General features: G+C 65.8%; 23 protein-coding genes. 7 read left to right on the top strand and 16 right to left on the bottom strand.

Annotated elements, in window-relative coordinates; translation table 11 throughout:
- Positions 1-74: 74 nt before the first annotated feature.
- The 3 genes from BZL41_RS22860 to BZL41_RS22850 are packed head-to-tail and all read right to left on the bottom strand — an operon-like array spanning position 75 to position 3,328.
- Positions 75-830, bottom strand: a complete 756-nt coding sequence (locus tag BZL41_RS22860) for a TerC family protein (protein ID WP_095601387.1) — start codon at positions 828-830, stop codon at positions 75-77.
- 6 nt (positions 831-836) lie between these two features.
- Positions 837-1,418 carry a mechanosensitive ion channel family protein gene (locus BZL41_RS22855; protein WP_095601386.1) on the bottom strand — a complete coding sequence of 194 codons (582 nt, stop codon included), beginning with the start codon at positions 1,416-1,418 and terminating at the stop codon, positions 837-839.
- Entirely contained in the window at positions 1,415-3,328 is a 1,914-nt protein-coding gene (locus BZL41_RS22850) for an ATP-binding cassette domain-containing protein (RefSeq protein ID WP_095601385.1), read from the bottom strand. Before BZL41_RS22850 ends, BZL41_RS22855 begins: the two co-directional genes overlap by 4 nt.
- A 50-nt stretch (positions 3,329-3,378) precedes the next feature.
- On the opposite strand from BZL41_RS22850, the gene BZL41_RS22845 reads away from it, so the two are divergent.
- A complete protein-coding gene (locus BZL41_RS22845) occupies positions 3,379-3,831 on the top strand; it encodes a TIGR02444 family protein (RefSeq protein WP_095601384.1) in 453 nt (150 codons plus the stop codon).
- Positions 3,832-3,839: 8 nt separating this feature from the next.
- Here BZL41_RS22845 and BZL41_RS22840 read toward each other — a convergent pair whose 3' ends face one another.
- Complete coding sequence (locus BZL41_RS22840) at positions 3,840-4,889, bottom strand: AlgP family protein (RefSeq protein WP_095601383.1); 1,050 nt, start codon at positions 4,887-4,889, stop codon at positions 3,840-3,842.
- A gap of 125 nt (positions 4,890-5,014) precedes the next feature.
- On the opposite strand from BZL41_RS22840, the gene BZL41_RS22835 reads away from it, so the two are divergent.
- Positions 5,015-5,671: an FKBP-type peptidyl-prolyl cis-trans isomerase gene (locus tag BZL41_RS22835; RefSeq protein WP_095601382.1), complete on the top strand. Its 657-nt coding sequence runs from the start codon at positions 5,015-5,017 to the stop codon at positions 5,669-5,671.
- A gap of 45 nt (positions 5,672-5,716) precedes the next feature.
- Here BZL41_RS22835 and rsd read toward each other — a convergent pair whose 3' ends face one another.
- The 8 genes from rsd to BZL41_RS22795 all read right to left on the bottom strand — a co-directional run bounded on the left by rsd (position 5,717) and on the right by BZL41_RS22795 (position 13,200).
- A complete protein-coding gene (rsd, locus tag BZL41_RS22830) occupies positions 5,717-6,187 on the bottom strand; it encodes a sigma D regulator (protein ID WP_084333178.1) in 471 nt (156 codons plus the stop codon).
- 315 nt (positions 6,188-6,502) lie between these two features.
- Positions 6,503-6,994, bottom strand: a complete 492-nt coding sequence (locus tag BZL41_RS22825) for a disulfide bond formation protein B (protein WP_095601381.1) — start codon at positions 6,992-6,994, stop codon at positions 6,503-6,505.
- A 104-nt stretch (positions 6,995-7,098) separates the two neighbouring features.
- The gene (locus BZL41_RS22820) at positions 7,099-8,364 is read right to left on the bottom strand and encodes a heme biosynthesis HemY N-terminal domain-containing protein (protein ID WP_095601380.1); all 1,266 of its coding nucleotides are present in this window, start codon (positions 8,362-8,364) and stop codon (positions 7,099-7,101) included.
- Positions 8,361-9,491 carry a uroporphyrinogen-III C-methyltransferase gene (locus BZL41_RS22815; RefSeq protein ID WP_095601379.1) on the bottom strand — a complete coding sequence of 377 codons (1,131 nt, stop codon included), beginning with the start codon at positions 9,489-9,491 and terminating at the stop codon, positions 8,361-8,363. Before BZL41_RS22815 ends, BZL41_RS22820 begins: the two co-directional genes overlap by 4 nt.
- Before the next feature lie 64 nt (positions 9,492-9,555).
- On the bottom strand, positions 9,556-10,320 hold the full coding sequence (locus BZL41_RS22810) for a uroporphyrinogen-III synthase (protein WP_095601378.1): 765 nt from the start codon (positions 10,318-10,320) through the stop codon (positions 9,556-9,558).
- A complete protein-coding gene (gene hemC / locus BZL41_RS22805) occupies positions 10,317-11,261 on the bottom strand; it encodes a hydroxymethylbilane synthase (RefSeq protein ID WP_174706200.1) in 945 nt (314 codons plus the stop codon). Before hemC ends, BZL41_RS22810 begins: the two co-directional genes overlap by 4 nt.
- A gap of 113 nt (positions 11,262-11,374) precedes the next feature.
- Positions 11,375-12,121 carry a LytTR family DNA-binding domain-containing protein gene (locus BZL41_RS22800; RefSeq protein WP_095601376.1) on the bottom strand — a complete coding sequence of 249 codons (747 nt, stop codon included), beginning with the start codon at positions 12,119-12,121 and terminating at the stop codon, positions 11,375-11,377.
- A complete protein-coding gene (locus tag BZL41_RS22795) occupies positions 12,118-13,200 on the bottom strand; it encodes a sensor histidine kinase (protein WP_095601375.1) in 1,083 nt (360 codons plus the stop codon). Before BZL41_RS22795 ends, BZL41_RS22800 begins: the two co-directional genes overlap by 4 nt.
- A 244-nt stretch (positions 13,201-13,444) precedes the next feature.
- On the opposite strand from BZL41_RS22795, the gene argH reads away from it, so the two are divergent.
- Positions 13,445-14,839, top strand: coding sequence for an argininosuccinate lyase (gene argH / locus BZL41_RS22790; RefSeq protein WP_095601374.1), 1,395 nt, complete (start codon positions 13,445-13,447; stop codon positions 14,837-14,839).
- Positions 14,840-14,903: 64 nt separating this feature from the next.
- Here argH and BZL41_RS22785 read toward each other — a convergent pair whose 3' ends face one another.
- Positions 14,904-15,875: a magnesium transporter CorA family protein gene (locus tag BZL41_RS22785; RefSeq protein ID WP_095601373.1), complete on the bottom strand. Its 972-nt coding sequence runs from the start codon at positions 15,873-15,875 to the stop codon at positions 14,904-14,906.
- A 160-nt stretch (positions 15,876-16,035) separates the two neighbouring features.
- Between BZL41_RS22785 and BZL41_RS22780 the strand changes: the two genes are divergently transcribed.
- The 3 genes from BZL41_RS22780 (at position 16,036) to BZL41_RS22770 (ending at position 19,752) form a co-directional block, all read left to right on the top strand.
- Complete coding sequence (locus BZL41_RS22780; protein ID WP_095601372.1) at positions 16,036-16,332, top strand: hypothetical protein; 297 nt, start codon at positions 16,036-16,038, stop codon at positions 16,330-16,332.
- 107 nt (positions 16,333-16,439) lie between these two features.
- Complete coding sequence (locus BZL41_RS22775) at positions 16,440-16,688, top strand: TIGR02647 family protein (protein ID WP_095601371.1); 249 nt, start codon at positions 16,440-16,442, stop codon at positions 16,686-16,688.
- 199 nt (positions 16,689-16,887) lie between these two features.
- Positions 16,888-19,752 (top strand): class I adenylate cyclase, encoded by a 2,865-nt coding sequence (locus BZL41_RS22770; RefSeq protein ID WP_095601370.1) that lies wholly within the window; start codon positions 16,888-16,890, stop codon positions 19,750-19,752.
- 6 nt (positions 19,753-19,758) lie between these two features.
- Here BZL41_RS22770 and BZL41_RS22765 read toward each other — a convergent pair whose 3' ends face one another.
- Positions 19,759-20,247, bottom strand: coding sequence for a DUF523 domain-containing protein (locus BZL41_RS22765; RefSeq protein ID WP_095601369.1), 489 nt, complete (start codon positions 20,245-20,247; stop codon positions 19,759-19,761).
- A 53-nt stretch (positions 20,248-20,300) separates the two neighbouring features.
- Positions 20,301-20,924, bottom strand: a complete 624-nt coding sequence (locus tag BZL41_RS22760; RefSeq protein ID WP_095601368.1) for a 2OG-Fe(II) oxygenase — start codon at positions 20,922-20,924, stop codon at positions 20,301-20,303.
- 126 nt (positions 20,925-21,050) lie between these two features.
- On the opposite strand from BZL41_RS22760, the gene BZL41_RS22755 reads away from it, so the two are divergent.
- Entirely contained in the window at positions 21,051-21,818 is a 768-nt protein-coding gene (locus BZL41_RS22755; RefSeq protein WP_095601367.1) for a DUF2059 domain-containing protein, read from the top strand.
- A 44-nt stretch (positions 21,819-21,862) separates the two neighbouring features.
- On the opposite strand, the gene BZL41_RS22750 is transcribed toward BZL41_RS22755, so the two are convergent.
- The coding region (locus BZL41_RS22750; protein ID WP_143518146.1) for an alpha/beta hydrolase at positions 21,863-22,670 on the bottom strand (808 nt) is incomplete at its 5' end.

Below are 22,670 nucleotides of genomic sequence, written 5' to 3'. Positions count from 1 at the left end.
CCGCGCGAGGAAAGCCCTGAGCTTACGCCGCCCCGCCCACGCTGCCTAGCGGCCTGGGGCGGAGCGACAGGCAATCATGCATCCGGCGCGTTCTTGCGCAGGTGAACCGGCTCGCTGCGCTTGGCCGCCTTGGTCCGCATGCGAATGTTGACCGCCTCCACCGCCAGCGAGAAGGCCATGGCGAAGTAAATGTAGCCCTTCGGCACGTGCACATCGAAGGCCTCGGCCACCAGCACCGTTCCCACCACGGTGAGAAAGCTCAGCGCCAGCATCTTCAGGCTCGGGTGGCGATCGATGTAGGCGCTGATGGTACCGGAGGCGAGCATCATCACGCCGACCGAAATGACGATCGCAGCGATCATCACCGGCACGTTCTGTACCAGGCCCACCGCAGTGATCACCGAGTCGAGGGAGAACACGATGTCGATGATCGCGATCTGGATGATGATGGCCAGGAAGCCACGGGTTTTGCCGCCGGCTCCTTGCTCTTCTTCCTCGCCTTCCAGGCCGTGATAGATCTCCATGGTGCTCTTGAACAGCAGGAACAGACCGCCGAAGAACAGGATCAGGTCGCGCCCGGACACACCTTCGCCGAACACGGTGAAAAGGTCATTGGTCAGGCGCATCACCCAGGTGATCGAAAGCAGCAGGAGGATTCGCGTCCCCATGGCCAACCCCAGGCCGAAAATCCGTGCCCGCGGTTGCTGTGCGGCCGGCAGACGGCCAACCAGGATCGAGATGAAGATGATGTTGTCGATGCCAAGGACGATTTCCAGGGCAGTCAGGGTCAGAAACGCAACCCAGATTTCCGGGTTAGCCAGCCATTCCATAAGGGATCAATGCTCTTTCTGGTGGGTGAAGAATTGGAGCTCGGCTCCCCGCCAGCGCCGTATCGGCTTCTGAAAGAACAGGCTGTTGGGGATCTGCACCGTCGCCGAAACACCGGATTCGCTGCTTTCCTCGAGGGTGGTGTACAGCAGGTTGATCGCCGTAACCCGGCCCTTGATGCCAGGCTTGTCGGGGCTATCGATGATTTCCAGTTGGTCGCCGAGGCGGAAAGGCCCGACGGTGAAGATCAGCACGGCGCAGAACAGGTTGGACAGCACGCTCCAGATGGCGAAGAACGCCACCGCCGCGACCGCGACGAAACCGGACAGCGCGGTCCACAACACAGCAGCGGACACGCCGAAGCGCTCCAGCACCAGCAGGACGGCGCTGCCCATGATCAGCCAGCGCAGGCCGCCACGCAGGGGCAGCAACAGCTCCAGGGGAAGCTGGTAGCGAAAACCCAGGCGGGTGAGGCCTCGGGTCACCAGACGCTGCAAGGTGAACGCGACCACCAGGATCAGCAGTACCTGCCCGAATAGCAGGACCGTGCTGCCCCAATCGCCGGCCCATCGCTCCAGCCAGGCGTTCATTGTTGTGCGGCCTCCAGTTCGCGCTGCAGGCTTTCGAGGATTTCCAGGGCGCTCAGCCAGGCTTCTTCCAGCTCGGCTTCGCGCCCCTTCAGGCGTGCCTGCTCAGCGAGCAGGTCGCGCAGTTCGTCTTTGCGCGCTGACTCATATAGAGCACTGTCGGCCAGCCGGGTTTCAACGCCGGCGAGTTTCTCGTGCAGCGCACCCAGCTCCTTCTCCAGCTTTTCCGCCTCGCGCTTATGCGGCGCCAATTGCTGACGCAGCGCGGCGGCGGCCTGGCGCTGGGCGCGCTTGTCAGTCTTGTCCACGGCGCTTTCGTTGCTGGCTACCGGCGCTTGGCGGGCGCGGTAATCCACCAGCCAGCGGGCATAATCGTCGAGGTCGCCATCGAAATCCTGGACCCGGCCATCGGCCACCAGCAGGAACTCGTCGGTGGTGCTCTTGAGCAGATGGCGGTCGTGGGAAACCACCAGCACCGCCCCCTCGAAGTCCTGCAAGGCCATGGTCAGGGCCAGGCGCATTTCCAGGTCGAGGTGGTTGGTCGGTTCGTCGAGCAGCAACAGGTTCGGCTTGCCCCAGGCAATCAACGCCAGGGCCAGGCGCGCTTTTTCGCCGCCGGAGAAATTCAGCACCGGCTCGTCGCAGCGATCGCCACGGAAATCGAAACCGCCGAGGAAATCGCGCAGGGTCTGCTCGCGTTCGCCGGGCGCGATGCGTTGCAGATGCAGCAACGGACTGGCCTTGGCATCCAGTGCATCCAACTGGTGCTGGGCGAAGTAGCCGACGACCAGATTCTCTCCACGCGTGAGACGGCCGCCGAGGGACGGGAGATCGCCGGCCAGGGTCTTGATCAGCGTCGATTTGCCCGCCCCATTGGGACCGAGCAGGCCGATCCGCGCACCCGGCGCGAGCTGCAACTTGACCTTCTCCAGCACGGCCTTGTCGCCGTAGCCGAGCCGGCCTTCGGCAAGATCCAGCAACGGACTGGACACCTTGTCCGCCTCACGGAAGCGGAAATCGAACGGCGAATCCACGTGGGCCGGCGCCAGCTCTCCCAGCTTCTCCAACGCCTTGATCCGGCTCTGCGCCTGACGGGCCTTGCTCGCCTTGGCCTTGAAGCGGCGAATGAAGCTTTCCATATGCGCACGCTGCGCCTGCTGCCGCTCGTACGCCTGCTGCTGCTGCGCCAGGCGCTCGGCACGGGTACGCTCGAAGGCCGAGTAGCCGCCGCGGTAGAGCGTCAGTTTGCGCTGTTCCAGATGCACCACGTGATCGACCACCGCATCGAGAAAATCCCGGTCATGTGAAATGAGCAACAGGGTGCCGGGATAACCTTTCAGCCAGCTTTCCAGCCAGAGGATCGCGTCCAGGTCCAGGTGGTTGGTCGGTTCGTCGAGGAGCAGCAGGTCCGAGGGACACATGAGGGCCTGGGCCAGATTGAGGCGCATCCGCCAGCCGCCGGAGAAATCGCCGACGCGCTTTTCCATCTGCTCGTTGGAGAACCCCAGCCCGGCCAGCAGTTTGCGGGCACGGGCATCGGCGGTGTAGCCGTCGAGGTTGTCCAGCTCGGTATGCAGGCGAGCCACGGCGGCGCCATCGTGGGCCGCTTCGGCGACGGCCAGCTCGCCCTGGACGCGACGCAGCTCGACATCACCGTCGAGCACGCAATCCACCGCCAGGCGTTCCAGGGTATCCACCTCCTGGCGCATGTGAGCGATGCGCCAGTCGGCGGGGAGCTGACAGTCCCCGGCATCGGGACCGATCTCGCCGCGCAGCAGGGCGAACAGGCTGGATTTACCGGCGCCGTTGGCGCCGACCAGACCGGCCTTCTGGCCGGGGTGCAGGGTCAGTTCGGCGCCTTCGAGAAGACGCAGCGGACCGCGCTGTAGGGTAAGGTTTTGCAGTCTGATCATAATGGCGGCGAAGTCTATCAGCTTCGCCCACCGACCGCCCGGGGAGCCGCATGCTATCTGATCTGTGGAGTTTCGCCGTCGACCTTTACGCCCGCCCGGGCGTAGAGCCGGCCTGCCTGTCGTTGCAGGACGCCGGCGCGGATGTCTGTTTGCTGCTGTGCGGCGCCTGGCTGGAAGCCCGTGGCGTTCTCTGCACTGCGGAACGAGCGGAACAGTTGAAAGACTGCGCGACGCCCTGGCAGCGCGAGGTGATCGAGCCACTGCGCAGCATTCGCCGGGCCTGGCGCGACGGGTCGGCTCAGGACGAAGCCCTGGCCACCCTGCGCACGCGCGTCAAGCAATTGGAGTTGGATGCCGAACGGCAGTTGCTGCAACGCTTGGAAAGCCTCTGCGTTACTTGGGAGGAAGAACAGGGGAACTGGCCCTGGCTGGAGATATTGGCAGGCGATGCGGCAGAGAAGTGCCGCGACGCGCTGTTGGAACTGCGCGTCGCAGCCACTTGACCTTAGCGTTAAGAGACGCTGGTCGGTGCGGTCCCACTGTTGCCGGTGGCGGCTGCCGGTGTGGCCGGCGCAGAAGGCGTGGCCGGCGCGGGCTGGGCCGCTGGCGCGGCGGTGGCCGGTTTGGTAGCTACCGGCTTCGCCTTGGGCGCGGTCGTCTTCTTCACAGCGGGTTTCTTCGCTGAAGCCGGTTTCGCCGCGGCAGTCGCCGTGGCCGGCTTGGCTTCCGGTTTGGCCTTGGCTGCGGCAGCCTTAGGTGCCGCGGCCTTCTTCGCAGCCGGCTTCTTCGCCGGCTGGGCAGCGGCCGTTGTAGCTGGCTTGGCGGCTGGTTTCGCGGCAGAGGCAGGCTTGCTGGCGGTCTTGGCAGCCGGCTTGCTGGCGGGCTTCGCCGCAGTTTTCGCCGGTGCTGGCTTGGCGGCCGGAGTGGTCACATTCTTCGCGGCAGGCTTGCTCGCGGCGGCCTTAGCGGCTGTCGGTTTGGCGGCAGGCTTGGCCGGAGCCTTGGCAGCCGGGGTAGCAGCCTTGGCAGCCGGCTTCGCGGCAGCGGACTTGGCCGGAGTCGACTTGGCAGGGGCGGCTTTGGCCGGGGCCTTCTTGGCGACCGGTTTGGCGGCAGCTTTCGTCACAGGCTTCGCAGCAGCAGCCGGCTTGTCCTTGGCCTCACGAGTCGTCAGGGCCTTGCTGGCCGCTTCCTTCACCTTGCCGACGCCCTGGGCGATTTTCAGGCTTTCCTGGGAGTCGCGCTTGAGCTGGACGATGTAGTCGCGGGTTTCGCTCTGGCGGGTCTTGAGGCTGTCGAGCGCCTCTTCGAGTTCAGCGATGGCTTCCTTGGCCTTCGCCTGGGCCTTGGCCTTTCCCGCCGCGGCGGAGGCCTGCAGCTTGGCGCGGGCATCGTGCAGTTTTTCCTGCGCCTTGCCTCGCTGCTTTTCCAGCTTGGCGAGCAGTTTCTCTGCGTCCACCAATGCCTGCGAGCAGGCTTTTTCCAAATGTTCGAGCAGGCTCTGGGAAAGCTGCTGCAACAGGTGAAGCGGAGTGTTGACTGTCTTCTTATTAGCCGGCATGGCGCGCTCCTGGCGGACGTTGATGCGCCTCATACTAGACCCGTGACCCTACGGTCGCCAACTCCGCACATTGAGCCCCCTCACACGGCTGGCATAATCCCCGGCATGCCGATTGGAGAAATGCCATGTCGCGATACCCTGCCCTGCTGATCTGCTTGTTCGCCGCCACGCTCCAGGCGGAGGAAAGCCCTACCACCGAAGAGCGGGATCTCGCCTACAGCCTCGGCGTCCGTCTTGGCGAGCGACTGCGCGAAGAGGTCCCGGACCTGCAACTCGACGCGCTGCTCGAAGGCGTCCGCCAGGCCTACCGTGGCGAACCGCTGAGGCTCGATCCGGCGCGCATCGACGCGCTACTCACGGACCACGAAGCACGGCTGCTGTCCGAGGCGCCGCTCGATGTCGAACGAGCCCGCGCCGCCGAAGGGCGATTCCTGGCACGAGAAAAAGCCAAGGCCGGTATCCGCGAATTGCCGGGAGGTGTGCTGGTGGAAACGCTGCGCCCCGGACGCGGTACGGGCTCGTCCGCTTGGAGCCGGGTACAGGTTCGCTATATCGGCCGCCTCGCCGATGGCAGCGTCTTCGACGAGAACAAGGAAGCACAATGGTTCAGGCTGGACAGCGTGATTGCCGGCTGGCGCACGGCACTGCGGGAAATGCCCCTGGAGGCGACATGGAGGCTGGTGATTCCGTCGAGCCAGGCCTATGGCGCGGAAGGTGCCGGGGACTTGATCCCGCCCTATGCACCGTTGGTATTCGAAGTGGAACTGCTGAACGCCGAGTGACGCGCTACCGCCGACACGAGCCGGCGGCAACGAAACCCAGGCCGGTCAGACGGCGGCAGCCGATTGCCGGTGGGCGTTGTGCAGCACTTCGATCAGGCAGTCTTCCAGCTCGAAGCGTTCGTGCAGCAACTGGCCGAGGCGCTTGAGTTCCAGGGTCAGTCCGCAGCTATCGGAACAATCGCCATTGTCGCAGCGGTCGTTGAACGACAGCGCCGCCTCGGTAATGGCTTCGATGCGCGGGTAGATCTGCTTGGCCAGTTCCAGGCCACGCTGGTCGCCGAACGCCTTGGCTTCGCCGGTGAGCTGTTCGTAGACCTCGAAATGGCCTGCCGACACGTAGTCGACCAGGATCTGACAGAATTTCTGAACATCCTCCGCGTTGGCGGCGGGCGCCTGCGGTTTGGTGTTGAGGGCGTCGAAGGCACGGACCAGTTCGTGGCGCTCCTGCAACCAGCGGTCGATCAGCTGGTGTACCCCACCCCAGCGTTCCTGGGCGTTTTGACAGCTCTCGAGCATGATGTCCTCGCTTCCCTAATATCCAAATGCTGTTGTACGTCCGCTCCGAGACGGTTTTTTGTCGATCGGTGCTTGAGCATGGGAAGGCGACGATGGAATGGCAATTTCCCGTCGTCACGTGCGGGCCAGATTATGCCCCCCTGCCGCTCGCTTCAAGCCACGCCGGTCGAAAAATTCATACAAACGTTTCAATCGCCAGCTACGCCGCCCGGAACAGACGGGCGTGCCGATTTCGAGCCCATCACGTGCTCGCCGGCATGCCATCCAGAGGACGGAAACATCGCCCCGCCTGGGTGGCGGGGTTAGCAAGGAAAGTCAGTCGCGACGGAACAACTGGAACAGGGAGAAGAGGATCATGCCGACGAAGGCCAGCAGGCTCCATTCCGGAATGCTCATGCCGAACAGGGTCCAGGTGACCTCGGCGCAGTCGGCAGTGCCGTGCAGCACCAGCCGGACGATGTCCTGGAACGGCAGGGCTTCCATCATGTAGTCCAGGCTCGGCAGGCACGCCGGCAATTGGTCCGCCGGGATGTTCTGCAACCAGACCTGGCGACCCGCCGTCGCCGCCCCACCCGCGGCGAACAACAATGCCAGCACTGCATAAATGCGACGGCCACGGGTGGCGGGCGCATGGATGGCCGCGATCAGGCATACCAAGCCGAACGCGATGACGAAAATCCGCTGCACGATGCAGAGCGGGCAAGGTTCGAGCCCTACGGCATGCTCCAGATAAAGCGCCCCGCCCATCAACAGGACGCAGGCGATGAATGCCAGGAAGAACAGGGAACGCGGGCTGGCCAGCGGCATGGCGGCTCCGAGGGGAAGAAAAGAGGCCGATACGGTAGAGGAAAGCGCCCGCGCCTTTCAAGGCACGGGCTCAATCTATCGAACCTGCCGCACAGCTTTCCGCCTCAGACCGGCACGAGCGGCAGGCTCCCCGGCACTCGGTCAGCCGTTGCGGCCGGCCCCGGCAGGCTCTGGCCGAACAACTCGAGCGCTTCCTGGAACAGCTCGTTACTACGCTCCACCGCCCCCAGTTGCGCCAAAAGGCGCGCCAGCTCGGTACAGGCCTCGACGCTGCGCCGGAAGCTCAGGCTGGCTTCCAGGTACTCCCGCGCCTTGCCCCACAACTGATTGAGCAGACACAGGCGCCCCAGCGTCAGCAACAGCACCGGATCGTTGGGATGCGCTTTCAGCCAGGACTCGCCCGTCTGCAACTGACGCGCCGGGTCACGGCCACGGACCAGGCCATAGCGATACACCAGGCGCTCCACGTAGTCCCGCTTGAGGGCGCCCCGCAGGATTTCCTCGGCTTCCTCCGGCGCCCCCAGACGGGACAGTTGCTCGGCGTAGCCATCGATGAGCACGGGATCGCTGCGTAACGCAGAGGGCATCCGCTGCCAGAGGCCGGTCAGCGGTTGCAGCGCTGTCTCGCCTTCATTCAACCCCTGATTCCCGGCCTCGGCCAGGGCGGCCAGCCAGGCATGCCGTTCCAGCGCCAGCAACGGTTCCTCGGCCATGACCCGCTGCTTGCGCAGCTCCGGCAGCAGCGCGCACAACGCGCTCCAGTTCTGCTGCTCGACGTAGATCTGCTGTTGCAGCTTCAAGGCTTCGCGCTGGCGCGGATGCTGGTCACGGATACGCTGCAGGGTTTCCTGGGCCTGCTGCGCCTCACCCCGGGCCAGTTGCAACTGGGCGCGGGTGAGATCGATCGCCACCTCGGCCTGGGGCTCCTGTTCCTGGGCCTGCCGCAGCAAACTGTCGCTCTCCTCGTATTCGCCCAGCTCGTTGGCGGCCCGGGCGGCCCCGAGGTAATGCACCAGAGGTTGCGGGTCCTGGCTGGCGGCCCGGCGAAGATGGCGCAGGGCACGGGCCCAGCGCCCCTCGGCCAGATCGAGCAGGCCACGGCGCGCAGCCAGGCGCACCCGACGGTTGCGGTGACGACGCGACCAGGGATTGATCAGCCCACCGGACACTCCCAACAAGCGGAGCAGCGTGCGCAAGCCCAGGACCGCCAGCCAGAGCGCGACGATGACCGCCACGAACACCCAGAAGCTGGATTGATAGCGGAACCGGTCGTAGCGGATCAGCACGTATCCGGCGTCCGCGGCAATGGCCAGGCCGAGCAGCGCGGCACCGGCGATCACCAGAACACACAGCAGGTAGAGGCGGCTCATGGGCTGCCCTCCTCGCCGGCTCCGGCGGACGGCTCGGGAACGGCTTCGGTGGCCACTTGGCGACGTTGTACGTAAGCCTGCAATGCGCTCAGGGAAGCGGAGAGATCCGGCACCTCGACCTCTACCGGCTGCGTCGCCAGTTCGTCGATACGCGCCAGCACCGCGCGGCTTTCCGGGTTCTCCTGATTGAACTGCCCCTTCAGCACCGCGCCCGCCTGTTCCAGCGCCTTGTGGAAAATCTCGCTCTCGCCATGCAGCGCGGCCCATTGGGCCTGTTCCAGCGCCAGGCTCAAGGCCAGGCGCACCTGCTGCAGGCTTTGCCCGGTCAACAGCGGGCGGACTTCATCGTCAGCATCGAAATCGACGCGAACATAGCGGGACAACTTTTCCCACCACTGATCCCAGCGGCTGCTGCCATCGCCTTCGGCCACGGCCGGTGCAAAGCCTTGGCCTTCCGCCGAGACGAACTCCGGCGCCATCGGCGTCAGGCGCTCCGCCTGCTCGCGCAGAGCGGCCAGTTGCAGGAACAGACCAGTGCGATCCGGCTGCGGCAGGCTGCGCAGCGCTTCCAGGCTTTTCGCCAGTTGCTCGCGGGCCGCGAAGGCGGCGGGATCGTCCTGCTCGCGCAGGATTTCATCGGCACCCTGCACCAGGGCCCTGGCGCTGTTCACATCCTGCAACGCGGAGAGACGCAGGCTGGCCAGGCGCAGCAGGTGTTCGGCTTCGGCCAGTCGCCAATCCTGGCGGCTGGCGCCGAGGACGGTTTCCACCCGCTGGCTCAGGCGCTGCTGTTCGCCCTGCAGATCGGCCAGCAGGCGGCGGCGCTGCTCGAGTTCATCGATGCTCGGCAGACGGTCGAGGCGCTCCGTGAGGCGCTGTTCGCGCTGTGCCTGGGCCTGCGCCTGGGCCCGAACATCTTCCAGTTGGCCCAGCTGCTGGCGGTCGCGGGCATCGAGCCCTCGCAGTTGCCAGAGGCCCAAGCCGCCGACCGCGACACCCGCAGCGCCGAGCAGCAGCGCCAGCAATGCCAGGCCGTTACCTCGCCTGGAGGCCGTCGGAGAAGCGGGTGGAGTGGGCGCCTCGGGCGCGGGTTGGGCATCGTCTTTCAGGGAAGCTGCTTCGCTCACGTATCCATCCTTACGTATCGTTTTCTGCTGGCCACGATGCGCACGCGCGGTGGGGCACAGCCGCCTAAGATGCGGGAGCCTCCCGCAACGCCGCCAGCAACGCGGAGGCGCTGGCGCCGTGACAATCGATCACATGCCCGGCGCCGGCGTCACGCGCCAGGCCAGCGACTCTCGCACTCGGCACGAACAAGGGTAGCCGAGCCAGCTCAGGCCATGCCGGTCCTGCCAGGTCGCGCAAATGCTCGAATCCTTGCCCACTGCTGACCACCAGGCCATTCAGGCGTTCCGAACGTACCCGCTCGGCGAGCGCGCCGGCCGGATACGCCGGCAAGCGGCGACGGTACAGTGGCAGATACTCGACCGCCACGCCTTGGCCGCGCAGACGCTCGGCGAGGAACTCCCGGCCACCCTCGCCGCGCATGATCAGCACACGCGGCTCAGGCACTTCCAGGGCTTCGGTCAGTGCCGGGAGATCGAGCAGGGCCTCGCTGTCGTCGCCGGACTCCGGCCAAGTCACGTCGAGACCATAGGCGGCCAGGATTTCCCCCGTGGCCGCGCCGACGCTGAACCAGTGCTGCCGCGCGGGCGGTTGCGGCCAGTAGCGGTCGAGCCGTTCCAGGCCGATACGGGCCGCCGGCTTGCTGACCACGATGACCGCGCAGTAGCGATCCAGGTCGAGCATGAGGGTACGTTGTTCGGGCGTTTCGGCCAGCGGCTCGATGTCCAGCAGGGGCAGGCTGCTGCTGTGGATGCCTTGCTCCGCCAGCGTCGCGGCCAGCGCCTCGCACTCCTCGCGGGGGCGGGTCAGCAGCAGCCGCCAGTCACTCATGGATGGCCGGCCTCGCCATAAACCGCCTTGAGAATGTCAGCGGCGCCCTGCGCCAGCAACGCCTCGGCCACCTCGACCCCAAGCCGCTCGGCCTCGGCGGCCGGCGCGCGGCTTTCGGCGCGCAGCAACTGGCTGCCGTCGGGGTTGCCGACCAAGCCACGCAGCCAGAGCTGGTCGTTTTCCAGCTCGGCGTAGCAGGCGATGGGCACCTGGCAGCCGCCGTTGAGGCGTTTGTTCAAGGCCCGCTCGGCATGGACCCGCAGCGCGGTGGGCTGGTCATGCAGTGGCGCCAGCAAGGCGTGGACGTCCGCATCGGCGCTGCGGCACTCGATGCCCACCGCGCCCTGCCCTCCGGCCGGCAGGCTGTCGGTAACGCTGATGAAGGAGCGGATACGTGCCTCGAAACCCAGGCGGATCAAGCCCGCCGCCGCGAGGATGATGGCGTCGTATTCACCGGCGTCCAGCTTGGCCAGACGGGTGTTGACGTTGCCGCGCAGGAAATGGATTTTCAGGTCGGGCCGGCGCGCCAGCAGTTGCGCCTGACGACGCAGACTGGAGGTACCGACCACGCTGCCGGCGGGCAGCTCGTCGAGGCTGGCGAAGGTGTTGGAAACGAAGGCGTCGCGCGGGTCCTCGCGCTCGCAGATGCAGTAGAGGCCGAGCCCCTCCGGGAAGTCCATCGGTACGTCCTTCATGGAGTGAACGGCGATGTCCGCCTCATTCTCCAGCAGGGCGGTTTCCAGCTCCTTGACGAACAAGCCCTTGCCGCCGATCTTCGCCAGCGGCGCGTCGAGCAGCTTGTCGCCGCGGCTGACCATCGGCACCAGGCTGACCCTGAGCCCCGGGTGCGCCGCTTCCAGACGGGCTTTGACATATTCGGCCTGCCACAGGGCCAGGGCACTCTTGCGGGTGGCGATGCGGATTTCGGAGCGCATGGACAATTCCAGAAAGTGAATTGCCACCGATGATAACAGGCTCATAAGCCTCAGGCCTTAAGCCCAAGGCTGATTCTCAAGCTCTGCTTGCAGCTTGCCGCTTGAAGCTGCAACTGCTTTCAAAGGTTATGCATCAGCTTGCGCACACCGGCGACGTGCCGCCGGCTGACGGTAAGGGCATCGCCGTTGAGCCCTTTCAGGAACAACTGGAAGTGCCCGAGCGGGGTCCGCTGCAAGCGTTCGATACGTTCGCGGGCCACCAGAGCGTTGCGGTGGATACGCACGAAGCGCTCACCGAACTCGTCCTCCAATGCCTTCAGCGGCTCGTCCAACAACACCTCGCCGGCTTCATGGCGAAGCGTCACGTACTTGTGGTCGGCAATGAAGAAGATCACCTGGTCCAGCGGGATCAGCTCGATTCCCTTGCGGGTCCGCGCACTGATATGGCTGCGCGGGCCAGCGCCGGTTTCCGTCGGGGCGCGGGTCAGCGCGGCGAGTTGGACGCGGTTGGGACGCTCGGCCTTTTTCAGGGCTTCGAGCAGGTCCTCCTTGCGCACCGGTTTGACCAGATAGCCCACGGCGCTGACCTGGAAGGCTTCCAGGGCGAACTCGTCATGGGCGGTGCAGAAGATCACAGCCGGAGGGGCCTCCCGCTCACAGAGCCTGGCGGCCACCTGGAGGCCGTCGAGACCGGGCATGCGGATGTCGAGCAGCACGATATCGGGCTTCAGGCTGTCGATCAGGGCCAGGGCCTCTTCGCCATTGCTGGCGGAAGGCTCCAGGACCCGATAGCCATCCAGCTCGCCTACCAGCCGGCTCAGGCGCTCACGGGCAAGAGGTTCGTCATCGACAATCAGGACATTCATATTGCTCTGGCTTCCTGCGTGAGTCTCGCACAAGGATAGCGTAGACAGGTGAAGTGACGCCCGTCACGGCGATCCACGCTGAGACTCGCACGAGGACCGAAAAGTGCCGCAAGTCGTGCATCGATATTCACCAATGCCTGCCGGGTGCCACGCGACGTCGTCGCCGTGGCGCCCTCGTCATAGGGGTTGCTGACACGCAGCTGGAACACCCCGTCCATGTAACTCGCTTCGACCCGTACCAGGCCCCCCTCGATGCGCGGTTGTATGCCGTAGATCAGCGCGTTCTCCAGCAGCGGCTGCAAGGTGAGCTGCGGAATCGGCAGGTCGTCGGGCACGTCGTCTATTTGCCACTCTAGCTGCAAACGGTCGCCTAGTCGGTACTGTTCTATGGATAGATACCGTTTAGCCAGTTCCAGTTCATCCCGCCAGCTCACCAGGGTGCCGGGCTTGGCCAGGCTGGCGCGGAAAAGATCGGAAAGATCCAGCACCGCTTGCTCGGCTTTTTCCGGCGCGAGGGCGATCAGGCTGGCGATGCTGTTGAGGCTGTTGAACAGGAAGTGCGGGCGGATGCGCGCCTGCAGCGACTCGATCCGCGCGCGCAACTCAGCCTGCTGCTGGCGGCGCCATTGGCTCTGCAGGTAGAAGTAGCGCAGCAGCAGCGCCGACATGATCAGGCCGATCAACGCATGGCGGAGATAGAGGTTCACTTCGCCGCTGCGCTGCAACGGGCCAGCCAGCTGGAAGTAGTCGGCCACCGCCGTACAGGCCAGCGTCAGGCCGACCACGATGGCACTGCAACAGGCTCCCGCCAGCCAGGGACGCAGACGCGCCAGTTGTGGCCGCAGGCGGCAGAGCAACGCTGCCGAGAGCAGCACGATCCACTGCACGAAGAGCGAGGTCAGGGCCAGCCGCACCCAGTTGAAGTCCGGCTGCATCGGCTCGGAGAGCACCAGCACCAGCACCAGCAACTCGGCGAGCAGGACCATGCTCAGCAGGGCCTCGGGCAGGCACAGCTCGGGCAGGAAGAAGTCGTCGTCCAGCAACGGGACGTGTTTGTTCTTGAACCAATCGATACGCATCGGCGCAGTTTCCGCATGGCCCGTACGGGCGGCAAGCCGGCCAGCTCCGGCCGGGCAAAATAAAGCACTGAAATGCCGAACGAATTTGAAAACTGTGATCCGGGCGACATTGCAGTGTCGGCTACCGCCCGGCAAACCGCTGCGGCGGATCGGCCCGCGACCCTGTTATTATCGGCAGACTTTGTCCGCCATGCTGGCCGCTCCCTCGCGGCCCGCCGTTTTGCGCACCAGCCGAGAGAGTTCCATGAGCGTAGAGAAGACCAATCAGTCCTGGGGCGGCCGCTTCAGCGAGCCCGTCGACGCCTTCGTCGCCCGCTTCACCGCTTCCGTCGATTTCGACAAGCGCCTCTACCGCCACGACATCATGGGCTCCATCGCCCACGCCAGCATGCTCGCCGAAGTCGGCGTGCTGACCCGCGAAGAGCGCGACGCCATCGAAGCCGGTCTGAAGGAAATCCAGGCCGAGATCGAGGCCGGCACCTTCGACTGGCGCGTCGACCTGGAAGACGTGCACATGAACATCGAGGCACGCCTGACCGACCGCATCGGCATCACCGGCAAGAAGCTGCACACCGGCCGCAGCCGCAACGACCAGGTGGCCACCGACATCCGCCTGTGGCTGCGCGACGAGATCGACATCATCCTCGGCGAGATCACCCGCCTGCAGCAGGGCCTGCTCGGCCTCGCCGAAGCGGAAGCCGATACCATCATGCCCGGCTTCACCCACCTGCAGACCGCCCAGCCGGTCACCTTCGGCCACCACCTGCTGGCCTGGTTCGAAATGCTCAGCCGCGACCATGAACGTCTGGTCGACTGCCGCAAGCGGGTCAATCGCATGCCGCTGGGCAGCGCCGCCCTGGCCGGCACCACCTACCCGATCCAGCGTGAGATCACCTGCCGCCTGCTCGGTTTCGAGGCGGTGTCCGGCAACTCCCTGGACGGCGTGTCCGACCGTGACTTCGCCATTGAATTCTGTGCCGCCGCCAGTCTGGCGATGATGCACCTGTCGCGCTTCTCCGAAGAGCTGGTGCTCTGGACCAGCGCGCAATTCCAGTTCATCGACCTGCCGGATCGCTTCTGCACCGGTTCCTCGATCATGCCGCAGAAAAAGAACCCCGACGTGCCCGAGCTGGTGCGCGGCAAGTCCGGCCGGGTGTTCGGCGCACTGGCCGGTCTGCTGACCCTGATGAAAGGCCAGCCGCTGGCCTATAACAAGGACAATCAGGAAGACAAGGAACCGCTGTTCGACGCCGCCGACACCCTGCGCGACTCGTTGCGCGCCTTCGCCGACATGGTTCCGGCGATCAAGCCGAAGCGCGACGTCATGCGCGAAGCGGCCCGCCGTGGCTTCTCCACTGCCACCGACCTCGCCGACTACTTGGTGCGCAAGGGCCTGCCGTTCCGCGACTGCCACGAAATCGTCGGCCATGCGGTGAAATACGGCGTCGACAGCGGCAAGGACCTGGCCGAGATGAGCCTGGACGAACTGCGCCGGTTCAGCGACCAGATCGAAGACGACGTGTTCGCCGTGCTGACCCTGGAAGGCTCGGTCAACGCCCGCAACCACATCGGTGGCACGGCGCCAGCCCAGGTGCGCGCCGCGGTCGAGCGTGGCAAGACGCTGCTGGCGGCACGCTGACAGATTTGTCGGGGCTCGGGGCGGCTCCGCCCCCAGCCCAGAACCTTGTTTACGATCCCGCGAGCTAGAGCCAGTCCTTGAACTTGAACCAGGCATAGGACAGCGCCGCCGAACCGACCATCATCCCCAGCGCCATCGGGTAGCCGAACGCCCACTCCAGCTCCGGCATGGCCTTGAAGTTCATGCCGTAGACGGTGCCCACCAGGGTCGGCGGCAGGAACAGCACGGCGGCGATGGAAAACACCTTGATGATGCTGTTCTGCTCGATGTTGATCAGCCCCAGGGTCGCATCGAGCAGGAAGGTGATCTCACCGGACATCTTCGCCTGGAACTCGCTGAGCGAGCGCACGTCGCGCTCCACCGACTTGAGCCAACCCTTCGCCGGTTCGCCCAGCCAGCCATTGGCGCCCTGACGTACGTAGGTATTCTGCCGGCTGATGCTGAGCAGGCTGCCGCTCAGCTTGGCCATCAGCGAGTTGTTCCGCCCCAGGTGCTTGAGGATTTTCTGCAGGTCGGACTTTTCGCGGCGGTTTTCGGACTCGCTGAAAATCCGCTGCGCCAGGCTATTCAGCTCCGCCTGGGCATCTTCCAGAATATCGGCGATGCGGCCGACGATGCCCTCGTTCAGCGAGACGAAGATCATGTCGCTGGAACGGTGCAGTTCCGGCTGCCGGGCGCTCTTGGTCTCGAAGCTGCGGAACGAGGTCAGCTCGGCATAACGCACCGTGACCAGCCACTGCGGCGTGAGCACGAAGGAAACGTCTGCCATCACCGGATGCCGCTCGCTGACGCCGCTGACCACGCTGGTGGTCAGGTAGAGCGCACCGTCCTTCTCGAACAGCCGCGAAGAATCCTCGATGGCGGCCATTTCCTCGCGAGTCGGGACGTCCAGACCGAGGGCGTTTTCGATAAAGCGTTCCTCCTCGGCGCTAGGATGCAGCAGGTCGATCCACAGCGTGCCCTGGGGAATGGCGTCGAGCTGTGTCGGTACCCGGCGCTGCAACTTGTCATCCTGCAAGGTGTAATAACTGATCATGCGTATCGGCTTCCTGATCGAACGGCCCAGGGTCGGCCATCGCTCCCGGCGATGCAACCGGCCAACCGGAGCTTATAGCCGCTGCGCGTGAACCGGGCGGCCGAATCGGACACAGAAATGGTGCCGTGGCACACTGCCCGACGGAATGAGGAGAACACGCATGAGCGAAACCCACGACTACGAAAACGACGAAGCCTTCGCCGAAGCGACGCTGATCCAGGCGATCGAGAACCAGCTGGAAGCCAACGACCCGCCGGCGGCCCAGGCCTCGCTGAACAAGCTGACCCTGGTCGGCTATCCGCGCGAAGAAAGCGTGCGTCTGATGGCGCTGGTGCTGGCCCATGAAATCCGCGCCATGCTCAGCGACAACCGCCCCTTCGACGGCGAATGGTACGATCAGGCCCTGCGCGCACTGCCGGAATTGCCGGGCGGCGCCGAGGAAGAGCCGGAAGCGTGATCGCCGCGACATCCCGGACCACGCACACCGGACGATGTCTCGCTACACTGAGCAGACTTGGCGGCATGCACCGGCATGCCTCCTTCCATCAGCAGTCGGAGCGGACCATGGCTTTTAACCCCGAGCTTGTCGCCGAAATGGAAATCCTCGCCCTGTTCAACCTGGCGAATCTCCAGGAAGGGCTGAAAATCCACCACACCGCCGCCCCCCAGGCAATCGCCGCCGCCAGGCGCTTGCATGAGAAAGGCCTGATCAGCCTGCCCGACGGCGGCTACCTGACCAGTCTCGGCCTGGATGCCGCCGAACACGCCCAGTCGCTGCTGACCATCCTGGCCGAAGAAGAGACGGTGCAGTAACCTCCCGTCACGGACGTCCCGCCGAGCTGCTCGCCGCAGACGTCCGCCCCCACGACGAAAGGCGCTCAAGCCCGCCACGGAACGGGCGATAACCTGATGCCTGTCGTTCGGCGGCGGCACCCGCCCCGAATATTCAACCGAGCCGGCAAGACACCTGGCCGACTGATAGTCTTATGCCAGTAGCCGTTCCGAGCAGACCATGACGCGCAGCCAGGAAATCCGTCCGGACATCGACGAAGGCATCGACCGCAAGGTCCTCAGCCAGTTGCGCGCACGCTTCCTGAAAGTCAACGACGGCCGCCTGGAGCGTGCCATGCAGGCCCTGTCGACGCGCCAGCAACTGGTGCTGCGCCTGCTGCCGCTGCTCTTCCACGTGAACCATCCGCTGCTGCCCGGCTATGTCTCCGGGCGCACGCCGGCGGGCGTCTCCAACTTCGAGCCGGACGACGCCCTGCTGTCCGAAGCGCAACGCCTCACCCGCTCATTCGCCTACAAGGCCCAGCGCGGCAGCTCCCTGGGCGGCAAGCCGGTGGCGCCGATCCACGGCCTGTTCCTGATGGGCAGCCTGGGCACGGTGGCACAGGCCGAGCAGAGCGACATGGACGTCTGGGTCTGCCATACCCCGGCGCTATCCGTCGACGAAACGGCCGAGCTGCGCCGCAAGTGCGACCTGCTGGAAGCCTGGGCCGCGACCCAGGGCGCCGAGGCGCACTTCTTCCTCATCGATCCGTCCCGCTTCACCCTCGGCGAGCGCGAGGCGAAGCTGACCTCCGACGACTGCGGTACCACCCAGCACTACTTGCTGTTGGATGAGTTTTACCGCACCGCGATCTGGCTGGCAGGCCGCACGCCACTGTGGTGGCTGGTGCCGATATACGAAGAGGCCCGCTACGTCGAATTCACCAATACCCTGCTGAGCAAGCGTTTCATCCGTGCCGACGAGGTGCTCGATCTCGGCCACCTGGCGCACATCCCGCCGGGCGAATTCGTCGGCGCCGGCATGTGGCAGCTCTACAAGGGCATCGAGTCGCCGTACAAGTCGGTGCTCAAGCTGCTGCTCACCGAGGTCTACGCCAGCGAGCATCCCCAGGTGGAATGCCTGAGCCTGCGCTTCAAGCAGGCGGTCTATGCCAACCGGCTCGACCTCGACGAGCTGGACCCGTACATCGTGGTCTACCGCCGCCTGGAGGAATACCTCTCGGCACGCGGCGAGTGGGAGCGCCTGGAACTGATCCGCCGCTGCCTGTACCTGAAGGTGAACAAAAAGATCAGCCGCCCGCCGCGCAACCGAGCCAAGAGCTGGCAGCGCCTGCTGCTCGAACGCCTGACCGGCGAATGGCGCTGGGACCCGCGCCAACTGGCGACCCTGGACAGCCGCAGTCAATGGAAGGTCCGCCAGGTGAGCCGCGAGCGCCGCGCCCTGGTCAATGAGCTGACCTACAGCTACCGCTTCCTCACCCAGTTCGCCCGCACCCAGCAGGCCGCCAGCTCGCTGAACAGCCGCGACCTGGGCATCCTCGGCCGGCGCCTGTACGCCGCCTTCGAGCGCAAGGCCGGCAAGGTGGAGTTCATCAACCCCGGGATCGCCCCCGACCTGGCCGAAGACACCCTGACCCTGGTCCAGTGCCCGAGCCCGGACGCTCCCGGCGAAACCCAGTGGGCGCTGTTCTCCGGCAGCCTGAATGCCCAGGAGTGGGCGGACTTCGCCCCGCTCAAGCGCGCCCGCGAGCTGATCGAACTGCTTGCCTGGTGCCACCGTAACGGCGTGATCGACGCCAGCACCCGGCTGTCGCTGCACCCCGGCAGCAGCGACCTGACCGAATTCGAACTGTCCAACCTGCTCGCCTGCCTGCGCCAGACCGTGCCGCTGCCTCTGCCCCCCGTGGCGGAAACCGCCCTGCTCCAGGCCAGCATGCCCAGCGAGGTGCTGCTGCTGATCAATGTCGGCGTCGACCCGTTGAAACAGCACAGCCAGTTGAACGTGCACATGACCACCGAGCGCACCGACTCGCTGGGCTATTCGGGTGTGCGGGAAAACCTGGTGCAGACCATCGATCAGGTCAGCCTGAACAGCTGGAACGAGCTGCTAGTGCATCGCTACGACGGCCCCAACGCCCTGCTCGACTGCCTGCGCGATTTCCTCAACGCGCTGCCGGCCAGGGGACCGCGTCCGCAATTGCAGGTACGCTGCTTCTGCCGCAACCGCGCCCCGGCCATTGCCGAGCGGGTGGACGAGTTGTTCCGCGAAATCCTCACCAGCCTCGGCGGCGAGCACAACGCCCGCTACTTGGTCCAGGTCCAGCAGCAGTACCACGTGCTCGACCTGACGCCCGGGCACGTCAACCACACCGCGCTGCCCGATCTGCCGGCCCTGATCGAACACCTGGGCCAGGAACTGCCGGGCTACAGCCCGTTGCATCTGGACCGCCATGCCCTGGAGGAACAGGATCTGGCGCTGATCCTGCCGATGGGTCGGGCGGACTGCATCCAGGTCTTCTACCGGCTCGCCGATGGACGCGCCGAGTTGAACATCCTCGACGAACACAACGCGCTGTGGCGCCAGACCCTGCCGTTCCGCGACGAGCAGAGCCTGCTCACGCCCTTGCAGCGTTTCCTGCAATCGGTGCTCTACCGGCGTAATGCCCTGCTGCCGCTGAACGCTCCGGTGCCGCTGGCAACGCTGGAAATCCTCTACTACGAAGTGCTCCCGCCGCCGCCCCTGCGCCCGCGCAGCCTCGAGCGCCGGCCGGCTCCCCAGGCGCCGGTCAGCCATCCGTTCTATGATGTGCAGGCGATCATCGAGCCGGGCGAACACGGCCGGGTCCATGTGACCCTCTACTGCAACCACCGGGAGTTCTCGGAGCTGGAATACGGCGCCGACCTGTTCGCTGCGGTGGCCCGGCACATCCTCAGCCAGCGCCGCGAGGCCGAACGCTATCCGTGCTACATCACCGACCTCGATCTGTCCGGCGTGCTCGACGAAGGCCAGACCCAGACCATCCATTACCTGCGCTACAAGAGTCGCCTGGAAGATGCCTTGAACGCCGCGCTGCGCAACGCCTGAACAGATTCAGCCTTCGAGAGCGGCCAACGCTGCCGCCGCAGCATCCAACTCTTCTTCGCTGAACACCTGCACACCTTCGCGGCGAAGCAATGCCGCGGTGACACCTTCACCGGACACCTTCACCCCGGAGAAGCTACCGTCGTAATTCTCGCGATTGCCGCAGGACGGGCTGCGCGCCTTCAGCACAGCAATCCGGATGCCTTGCGCACGAACCAGCTCCAGCGCCTGGCGGGCACCGTCGAGGAAAGCCGCGCTGACATCCTCGCCGTCCACGGTCAGCACCGGCCGCTCGCCGTCCAGCACTTGGCCACCCTGGCCACCGGGAATTTCCGCCGGAGGACGCGGAGTCGACAGACCACCGGCCACCTCCGGACAGAGCGCCACCACGCGCCCCTCCCGCTGCCAGCGCTCCAGCAGGTCGAACGGCCCATGGGCGCCGCCGTCGTAGCGCACCCGGTGGCCCAGCAGGCAACGGCTGACCAAGATCTTCTGCATGGATTTGTCTCCCATTACGTGCCGGAAGCGGAGCGGCTTCCAGCACCGCAGCGTCAGAGCGGTGCCGCCGGACGCCGCCGGAACCAGCCGGTGAGCGACAGCCGGTCGCGGGTGGCCGGCAACACCTCGTGGGGAAAGTCGCCGGACAGGAAGCAGGCCAGGGTGCCGGCTTCCGGCAGGACGTCGCGCGTGCTGCCGTCGCCGAGGTAGAGGCGCAACGCACCGCCCTCCTCGGCCTGCCAGTCGTCGTTCAGGTACAGCACCACGGTCACGGTGCGCAGGTCGTCGTCGCGGAAACGATCCAGATGGCGCAGGTAGTAGGCACCGGGCGCATAAAACGCAAAATGGCACTCGAGGTCTTCGAGGCCGAGGAAAAACTGCCGATTGAGGGCCTGGCGCAGCACTTCCATGGCCGCCAGATACTGATCGCCGGCCTCGGACTGGCCGGGCTCCAGCCAGAGGATATGGTCGCCCCGTATGCCTTCGTTCACCACCTGCCCGGCGGCACGGCCGACCCCGGCCGGGTTGAGCTGGCCGGCAGATGCACGGGCGCGGCACTCTTCGGCCAGTCGGGCGGTCAGAGACTGCGGTAGGAAGCCCCTCTGCTGCGACCAGCCTCGCTCGGCGAGGTCATCGATCAGTTGCAGTAGCGGCGGGTATTCGGGGGTCAGGTTCATGGCGGCGGATTCTACAGCGGCGGAGCACCCCGCAGCAGGGGAATTTTCGCCCGGACGACCGGTCGCACGCTCGACAATCCCGCCCCGCGACGTCGACAATACGCCCCACGCTCGACAGGAGTCCCCATGCGCGTTTTTCTCAGCCTGGCCTTCGCCCTTTTCAGCCTGCCCGCTTTCGCCGACGACTACCTGCAGCTCTACCAGGCCGCCGGTTGGACGGAGCAGCGCGCACATTTCCGCGACGCCCTGAGCGCCGCCCAGCAGCGCTACCGCAGCAGCCTGCCGCCAGCGGTGTTCCAGGCCCTGGTGGACAACAGCAACCAGCGCTTCGCCGCGCAAGCCATCGACCAACGCGCCCAGGCCAGCCTGCGTCAGAATCTGCGCGACCCTCGCCCGGCCCTGGCATTCTTCCAGTCCGAACTGGGCCGCCGGATCACCGAAGCCGAGACCACCGCCACCCGCCCGGACCAATTGGCCAAGTACGCCAACGGCCTGCCGCGCACCGACGCCAGCGCCACCCGCCGCCTGCTGATCCGCCACCTGGCCCAGGCCCTGCCGGCCGCCGAGGCCGGCGCGGAAGTCAGTCTCGCCCTGGCCGGCGTGGCCGCCGACAGCCTCAGCCAGATGATTCCCGGCCTGCTCGGCGGCGATCAGGCCATGGCCCTGCTGGAGGGCCAGCGCCAGCGCCTGATCGGGCAGATCGAAGGCGACCTCGACAACACCTTGCTGCACGTCTACCGCGACCTGTCCGACCCGGAGCTGGAAGAGTTCGTCACCTTCGCCGAATCCGCCGAGGGCAAGGCTTACTATCAGGCCGCCCTGGCTGCCCTGCGCGCCGGGCTCGCAGTGGGCCAGAGCGGCGCGAACCTGGCGGAGCCGCAGCAGGGTATTTGAGAAGCTCTATGTGGGTGAATGAATTCGCCCCCTACAGCAGCTCATCAGGGTTTCAGACGCTCGCTGAGAAAGGCGAAATAGCGCTGACGCAGGTCTTCCGTCTCGTTCGCCAGATGATGCCGCGCCTCCGGCAGCAGCAGCAGTTCCGGCTCGCGGAACTTGTCCTTGAGCACATCCAGGTTATGCCGCCAGTCCACCGTCAGGTCGGCCTCGCCCTGCACGATCAGCGGACGCCGGTCGCTACGTGGCGCGCCTTCGATGCGCGGAATCCAGCGCGACAGCGCGCCCACCCAGGCAGTCGGCAGGATGCGCGGTTGCAGCGGGTCCTGCCGGTGGACGAAATCGATGAACGCCTCGTCGCCGGAATTGATGCTGAAGCGCCGAGGAATGGACTCCACGAAGGGGCGCAACATCTGGTAGCTGAACTTCGACCAGCCCCAGGCGCGGGGCCGTACCAACGGCGCCAGGAGGATGGTTTCGCCCAGTTCCGGACGCGGTTCGCCGGTGAGCAGGTAGTCCAGCAGGATCGCGCCGCCGGTGCTCTGTCCGAGCAGGTGCCAGGGCTGTGGCAGGCCAAGCGCCAGGGCCTGGTCGAACAAGCCGCGCAGGACCTGCTGGTACTCGGCGAAATCACCGATGCTGGCCGGCGCACCGCTGGACAGGCCGTGCCCCGGCAGGTCGCAGGCCAGCACCGCGAAACCCATGCTCAGCGCCCAATCCACCACGTGGCGATACAGCCCCATGTGATCGTAATAGCCATGCAGCATCAGCAGGGTCGCCACCGGCCGGGGCGGCAGCCAGACCTGGGTGGCGATCCGGTAAGCACCCGCCTCGAAACTGCCGAGGCGGGGT

It is taken from the genome of Pseudomonas sp. PIC25 (assembly GCF_002286785.1).
In the GTDB taxonomy this organism is placed as follows: Bacteria; Pseudomonadota; Gammaproteobacteria; order Pseudomonadales; family Pseudomonadaceae; genus Pseudomonas_M.
This window is presented reverse-complemented; position numbering and strand designations above follow the sequence as displayed.